The organism is Mesorhizobium sp. LNHC229A00, from assembly GCF_000502415.1.
In the GTDB taxonomy this organism is placed as follows: Bacteria; Pseudomonadota; Alphaproteobacteria; order Rhizobiales; family Rhizobiaceae; genus Mesorhizobium.
The window spans coordinates 1-3,745 of the sequence record NZ_AYWQ01000048.1; the positions used below are offsets into that span (position 1 = coordinate 1).

Annotated in this window: 2 protein-coding genes; both read right to left on the reverse strand. The window is 55.8% G+C overall.

Features of this window, described 5'->3' with window-relative positions:
* Positions 1 to 1,855: SNF2-related protein (locus X742_RS140705; protein WP_031248784.1), on the reverse strand; the 1,855-nt coding region annotated here is incomplete at its 3' end.
* A gap of 414 nt (positions 1,856 to 2,269) precedes the next feature.
* Positions 2,270 to 3,418 carry an XRE family transcriptional regulator gene (locus X742_RS140700; RefSeq protein WP_023775533.1) on the reverse strand — a complete coding sequence of 383 codons (1,149 nt, stop codon included), beginning with the start codon at positions 3,416 to 3,418 and terminating at the stop codon, positions 2,270 to 2,272.
* Between the last annotated feature and the right edge of the window lie 327 nt (positions 3,419 to 3,745).

Here is a 3,745-nt window from a genome sequence, read left to right on the forward strand (position 1 = left end):
CGACCTCGTCCGGCGCCGGCGCGTCGATGGCCGCCGTCGCATCGAAGTTGTCGAGATCGCCAAGCCGCTGGTTGATGCGGGCGATCATACGGTCCATCGTTTGACGGAACGAACTTACGGAGCTTTCCAACCGCTTGAGGAAGCCGACCTTCATCATCGCGATGAGGTATTTCTCACGATTGGCCTGGTCGAAATTGCCGCCCTTGTCATAGAGGGCGCGATACTCTGGGAGCACGAAGGTCAACGGACCATAGAGCGCCAATTCCAACTTGCTGATTGCTGCATCCACGTCCTCGAACGCCGGAAAGCCACCTTGGTTATCGATGTTGGCGAAGACAGATTCGGGTGCCACCCGCTTCGGAAACCCGCCGATCTGCTCCATCGAAGCGGCGTAGTGGCGCTCGACGTGTCTGCGTGATCGCGCAATTGTCACGCCGTCGAGCAGTCCGAACAATGCGGGTGGTAGCTTATTGAGGAGTTGGCTGGCATCCCGGCTACCGCTCTTCGCCCAATCAACAAAGCACCGCCGCGAGCCGCCGATCAGTGCAGCGAGGTTTGGCACGCCTACGTCCGCAAAACCATCGCTCCTGTCCGCAGAGATCAGGTCCAGTTGGGCCTTGAGATCGCTTAGATCATTGTTCACCGGCGTCGCCGAGAGTAGCAGGACCTTGGTCCTGAGCCCCGTCTTGATGACATCGTCCATCAGCCGCTCGTAGCGGCTGCGGCGTCCGCTTGGACTCTTGTTGCGAGATGCACTTCGAAAATTGTGGGACTCGTCGATGACGACGAGATCGTAATTGCCCCATTCGATCCTTGCGAGATCAATGTCGCCAACCCGGCCCTTTTCGCGCGAAAGATCGGTATGGGACAGGACAGCGTAGCCAAACCTGTCCTCGCGCAGCGGATTCATTTCGCTGTTGTTGGCGGCGAGATAGTCGGTCCAGTTCTCCCGCAGCTTCTTCGGGCACAGCACCAGCACGTTCTTGTTGCGCTTCTCGAACCACTTGATGACGGCCAGGGCAGTGAAGGTTTTCCCCAAGCCGACGCTGTCGGCAAGGATGCAGCCACCGTGCTTTTCGATCTTGGTGAGCACGGCGCGCAGGCCATCGCGCTGGAAATCGAACAACGCGCGCCAGATTGCAGTCTGTTCGAATGCCGTTTGCTGGATCAGCGCTTCTTCGGCAGCCTGGTTGGTCAGGAAGTCGCCGAAGAGGTGGAGCAACGTCTTGAAGTAGACGAACTGAGGATCGGCATGAGCATAGCTGGCTTCGAGCGCGCGCAGCACTTCCTCGCGCACGTCCTCAGTCAGGCCGGTGTCGCTCCATAACTCGTCAAACCAGGTCAGGAGGTCCTCTCGGTCGCGATCGCCATCGACGATAAGATTGAGTTCGATATTTGCCGAGTCGCCCAATCCAAGTCCATTGATCGTGAAGTTCGAGCTGCCGAGCACAGCATGCGGACGACGCCCATCGTCGATGTGGATCAGCTTTCCATGCAACAAGCCGGAACGCTTGACCGACCGTATCTCGACCCGGTCCCTGATCCATTGGGCACACCGCAACGCCGCAGCACGTTGCCGGATTTGCTCGGTGAGACGCAGTCCAGATTCGTCAAACGAGAAGGCGGGCGGAACGAGACCCGCATTGTCCGCATCCTTCAGGAATCTTGGCTCGCCAAAGAGGAATCGCATCTGCCCGACATTGTCCAACGTCGCCCGGAGTCGGTCATAGGCGAAGGTCGTGAAATAAGCGGAGACAACCGACAGGCGACTCTCGGGGACCGCATGCTCAGTAATGAACTCGTGAACGCCTCCCCTTCCGCGATTATCTCTGATGCCCGATCTACCCGTCTTCACACTGTCTCCTCATTCAACGTCACTTTAATACGACAGGTGACGATGTTCGAACACCGCGATGGAGCTGCGTGACGGCAAGAACCATCATGTTGCAAAAAATCCGTAACACGGTGGAATTCACGAACCCCTAGGGCTTTTGGCATACCCTTGACCGGGTCCGCAACGACGATGATCGCGCAAGTATGTTCGCAACTCGCCGGCCTGCCCCGACCTGACGAACCGCTTCGGCAATCCCGTCCGACCAAAAAGAATGGTCGCAGGTGCCGCTTTGCCGTGATTGCTCAGGTGATCGAAGAAATCCGAAATGGATCCAAAGTGGATTGTGAATATGAGCCGAACTTAGCGACTTTGAAAAGGTATGTCAAAAATAGAAGATCTACAAAGTTCCAACCGGAACTAGAACTATGCTTAGTATCAAGCATAGTTGTTCGGTTTTAGCCGCAGCTGGACCACAGTTCCGCCGAAAAAGCCCTTTTCGGTGCCGCACAACGTTTCGATGTCTTGCGCGTTGAGGCTGAGAGCATCAACGATCTCGGCTTTCGTTCTGACGTCGTGCTTGATGAGCATATCCAAGGCTGCAACGAGGACAGAAGGAGCTTCTGTTTTGAATGCGGTATCAAGAGGTTCCCGTTTCCGCATGCCCTTCGCAGACAGTTGCCGATAGAGGTAGCTAACTTGTGATGGGGAAAGGATTCCAAGTTCCTTGCAGCGATATACCATTGCCGCCACAGACACGCGCCAGCGTTCTTTCAATTTGAGAAAGTAGTGAACTGATGTTGATACGACTTCCCGAGAAAATATTTCCATAGGAAGCAAAAAGGCTCCAGCGAAGTAATTAGCTTGGCGCTCAATCTTACTTATGTTGTCAGATGTGACTTCCACGCCGTTGTGAAGCAAGATGTGCCCAAGTTCATGAGCCAGATCAAAATTGAAGCGCGGAAGTTCATCTCTATCAGCACTGCATAAAATGAACGGACGGCCACCTTGCCAACGCGAGACAGCATCCATATCCTCGCACTCGACAGGCTCTTTCACAATAATAATGCCGTTAGCCTCCAGTACCTTGGATAGGTGGAAGATTGGCCCACGGCCCAGTTGCCAATAGTCGCGAACGGCGCCAGCAACCCGCTCCAGCGCATTTTCGTCGCCGGACTCCCAGTCCCAATCGAAGGCCGGCAGATTGACTTTCGGAAGTTCGATGAAACCTTCAATGTAGCTAACGATGTCCCATGCCCATTCGAGACGACGCGCGATCCTGACACGATCAGGCTTGTTCATTCGCTTAAGGCCGCGCCAGAATGGGGATCCAAAACTTCCGACGTCGCGCGGCCTGGACGTCGTGAAGAAAGATGGCGGTTGCCCTGTGGCTGCGATGATCTTCGAAAGCGCTTCTGCCGATGGCGCTATCTGGCCAGTCTCGTACTGACCAACCGCTTGGCGCGTTACGCCGAGCAACTCGGCAAAGCTCTCAACGGTGTAGCCCCGAGCCTCTCGGGCTTCCCGAATCCTTTCGGGCACAACGCGCGGGGGAGCCGCCGAGGCTGTACGAAAAATATTCGACATGACTTCTGCCTGCTATTTCTTGTTCTTCTCGTCAGATTTGGTGTCCATGATGCGTTCGATGACATCAAGCTTGAACTTCATTGCCGATGTCGGGTCTGGCGCTGGTGGTACATGCGGCTCTACGGTCGACATGCCAGCGCCGCGCAGAATGTTGACGCGCCCAAGAAACACCTTCTTGTCCGCCTCGGGCATACACCAGCAAACATGCGTAAGACCGCCAGTCTGATCAGCATTGAAGGCCAGCCAGGCATAGTACCGGTCGGGTCCCATGTCTCGGAGCGGAACGACCTTGCCGTCATCAGATCGGAAGAGCGTCGTGTAGGGAAA

Excerpts from the sequence above, each read along its gene's own strand:
- X742_RS140700 (WP_023775533.1), bottom strand. The coding sequence starts at position 3,418 with ATGTCGAATATTTTTCGTACAGCCTCGGCGGCTCCCCCGCGCGTTGTG.